The 3,714-nt window shown below is 70.8% G+C and carries 1 protein-coding gene; it reads right to left on the bottom strand.

Annotated features, from left to right (window positions below; translation table 11 throughout):
* On the bottom strand, nucleotides 1-3,714 hold a 3,714-nt coding region (locus D7V88_RS39695), incomplete at both ends, for a non-ribosomal peptide synthetase (protein ID WP_120545709.1).

Here is a 3,714-nt window from a genome sequence, read left to right as displayed (position 1 = left end):
GGGAGGACGTGCTTGCCGTGGGGGCGGGAAGCTCGCGGCGGTCCACCTTGCCGTTGGTGGTGAGGGGCAGGGCCTCCAGGCCGACGAAGGCGGCGGGCACCATGTACTCGGGCAGCCGCGCGCGCAGGTGTTCACGCAGGGCGCTGGCCTCCACCGTGGCGGGGACGACGTAGGCCACGAGGCGCTGCTCGCCGGGTACGTCCTCGCGCACGATGACGACCGTCTCGCGGACGTCGGGGTGCGTGCTGAGCGAGGATTCGATTTCACCCAGCTCGATGCGGAAGCCCCGGAGCTTCACCTGGTGGTCGATGCGGCCGAGGTACTCCAGCTCGCCAGAGGGCAGGCGCCGCGCCAGGTCTCCCGCGCGGTAGAGCTTGCGCCCCGGTACGGGGCCGAAGCGGTCGTCCACGAAGCGGGAGGCCGTGAGCTCCGGCCGACGCAGGTAGCCCCGGGCCACGCCCGCGCCGCCCACGTGGATTTCTCCCGGCACCCCGAGGGGCACCGGCTGCCCCGCCGCGTCCAGCAGGTAGAGCTGAAGGTCGGCAATGGGCTGACCGATGACGCTGGCCCCAGGACGCTCCAGGTCCGCGAGCCCCACCGGACGCCACGTGACGTGCACCGTGGTCTCGGTGATGCCGTACATGTTCACGAGCTGGGGCCGGACGTCGCCGTGACGCTCGAACCAGGGGCGCAGCGACGCGAGGTCCAGCGCTTCACCGCCGAAGATGACGTAGCGCAGCGCCGCCAGGGCCGGGGCCTCGCCCTGGGACGCGGCCTGCTGTTCAGCGTGGAGGAGCTGACGGAAAGCGGTGGGCGTCTGGTTGAGGACGGTGACACCCTCGTCGGCCAGCAGGCGCAAGAAGGCCTGCGGCGAGCGGCTGACGAAGTACGGCACCACCACCAGCCGGCCGCCGTACAACAGCGCGCCCCACAACTCCCAGACGGAGAAGTCGAATGCGTACGAGTGGAACAGCGTCCACACGTCCGCAGGCCCGAAGTGGAACTTCGCGTCCGTCGCGCTGAACAACCGCGTGACGTGGTCGTGCTGCACCATCACGCCCTTGGGACGTCCCGTGGAGCCCGAGGTGTAGATGACGTACGCGAGGTCTCCGGGAACGCTCCGGTGTGACGGCCGTTCGGGCGAAGCGCCGGAGGCCATCGCCGCCTCGAAGGTGAGTACGGAGGTGCCATCCACCGACGGCACGCGGTCCTCCAGCGACGCCTGGGTGAGGACGAGCGGTGAGCGCGCATCCTCCAGCAGGAACGCCAGGTGCTCGCGCGGGTGCGCGGAGTCCAGGGGCAGGTACGCGCCTCCGGCCTTGAGGATGCCGAGCAGCGTCACCACCAGCTCCACGCCGCGCTCCAGGCACACGCCCACGAGCACTTCCGGGCCCACACCGCGCGCCTGGAGGACGTGGGCCAGTTGGTTCGCTCGTGCGTCCAACTCGCGGTACGTCAACTGGCGCAGCTCGAAGGTGACGGCGATGGCGTCCGGGGTGCGCTCCACCTGCGCTTCGAAGCGCTCCACCAGCGTGCTGGTGGGGAACGGCTCGACGGGTGGGTTCCATCCGTGGAGGACCTGGTGGCGCTCGGCCTCCGTCATCACGGACAGCTCGGAGAGCTTCGTCTCCGGGGCGGCCACCATGCCGCCGACGACGACTTCCAGGTGGGAAAGGAGCCGGTCGATGGTCTCCGGCTCGAAGAGGTCCGTGGCGTACTTGCAGCCGATGAGCAGTCCGTCGGGGCCGGGGACGGCCTCGAAAGTCATGTCGAGTTCGGTGGTGCGGTTGTCCAGCAGCCCCACGTCCAGCGTCAGGCCACCACCCACGGGCTGGGCCCGCGGAATGGCGTAGTCGTCCAGGACGAAAGCGACGTTGTACAGCTCGCGCCGCTGCGAGCCCGGCTGTGCGACGGCGAGCACATGGTCATACGGCACGTACCCATGGGCCAGCGCCTCCAGCGTCGTCTGCTTCACGCTGGCGAGGAGACCCGTCACGGTGGTGTCGGAAGGAAGGCGCAGGCGCAGCGGGAGGAAGTTGGTGCAGTCCCCGACGAGGGAGCGCGTGCCCGGCACATCGCGCCCGGACGTCGCGGAGCCGAGGATGAAGTCCGTCTGGCCACTCCAGCGGTGCAGCACGGTGCCCAGTGCAGCCACCAGCATCATGAAGGGCGTGGCGCCTTCACGGCGGCCCAGTGCGTTCAGCTTCGCCATCAGCGGCGCGGGCAGCACGCGCAGCCGGCGGGCGCCGTGGGAGGACAGTCGCTGGGGACGAAGCTTGTCGGTGGTGATGGACAGCAATGAGGACGCGCCGGAGAGCGTCTGCTTCCACCACGCCAATTCCGGGGCCAGGGCCTGGGCCGTCAGGTGCGTCTGCTGCCACGCCGCGAAGTCGCCGTACTGGAGCGCGGGCTCGGGCAGGGGCGAGGGGCGCTGGGTGGCGAAGGCGCCGTAGAGCGCGGCCAACTCGCGCGAGAGCACCGCCACGGACCAGCCGTCGGCAATCAAGTGGTGCACGAAGACGAGCAGCACATGGTCATCAGGAGCGAAGCGCAGCAGCACGAAGCGCAGCAGCGGCCCGGTGAACATGTCCATCGGGCTCTGGGCGTCGCGCACCGCCCACGCATCCAGCAGGGCTTCGCGTGAGACGGAGTCCGGGCTGGCGACATCCTCCACCGTCAGCGACACGGGCGAAGGCGCATGGACTTGCTGGAACAGCACTCCGTCCCGGGCGACGAAGGTCGTGCGCAGCGCTTCGTGGCGGCGGACCAGCTCGGACAGCGAGCGCGACAGCGCCTCCGGGACCAGGGGGCCCCGGAGCGAGAGTGACACGGGGACGTGGTAGGCGGTGGACTCCGGTGCGAGCTGCTGGAGGAACCACAGCCGCTGCTGCGAGAACGAGGCTGGCGTCATCCCAGCCGGAGTCGAGCGACGCTGCACGGGGGGAAGCGCGGCAAGGCCCGTCGCGGTGCGGCCCTGGGCCAGCGAAGCCGCGAGCCCCTGGAGGGTCACGTCCTGCAACAGGGTGGCCGCGGAGACGCGCATGCCCAGCCGCTTCTCGATGCGAGCCTGGAGGTCCGCGGCCGCGAGTGAGTCCATGCCCAGTTGCGTGAGCGGAACATCCGAGCCCTGAATGCCGGCCTCCGCCCCGAGCACGGCGGTCAGCTCCTCGCGAAGGATGCGCTCCAGTTCCTCCACGGAGCGGGCAGGGGAGGCCGCAATCCGTGACGCGTCCGGCAGTGCGCCCGTGGAGGGCGTCGCATCAGCCGAGGCCGTGGCTTCCGATCCGCCCTTCGCGCTAGACGGATTCACCGTCGCGTCAGCCGAGGCCGTGGCTTCCGAGCCGTCCTTCGCGCTGAACGGATTCACCGTCGCGTCAGACGAGGCCGTGGCCTCTGCCGCCGAGACACCCGCCGTCGCACCGAACTGCTCCGCCGCCTTCTCCTCGGACACAGGAACCACCGGAGCCCGCACCAACGGCTCCGCACCCGCCGCCTCGCTGCGCCACAGTACGGACAGCTCCCCGGACACGAGCGCGGCCCGGCACGCGAAGCGCTGAATCTTCCCGCTCGACGTCTTGGGCACCGCGCCCGGAGCCAGCAGCGCCACCGTGTGCGTCTGCACCTCCAACTCCCGCGCCAGCGCCTGCCGCAGCCCGTTCGCCACCGCCGCCAGCACCGTCGCGTCCGCCTCGGCCAAATCCCGGCCCACCTCCG

Origin of the sequence: Corallococcus terminator, assembly GCF_003611635.1 — a bacterium.
GTDB classification, from domain to species: domain Bacteria; phylum Myxococcota; class Myxococcia; order Myxococcales; family Myxococcaceae; genus Corallococcus; species Corallococcus terminator.
Note: the sequence above shows the minus strand (reverse complement) of the source record. Positions and strands in the feature narration are given on the sequence as shown.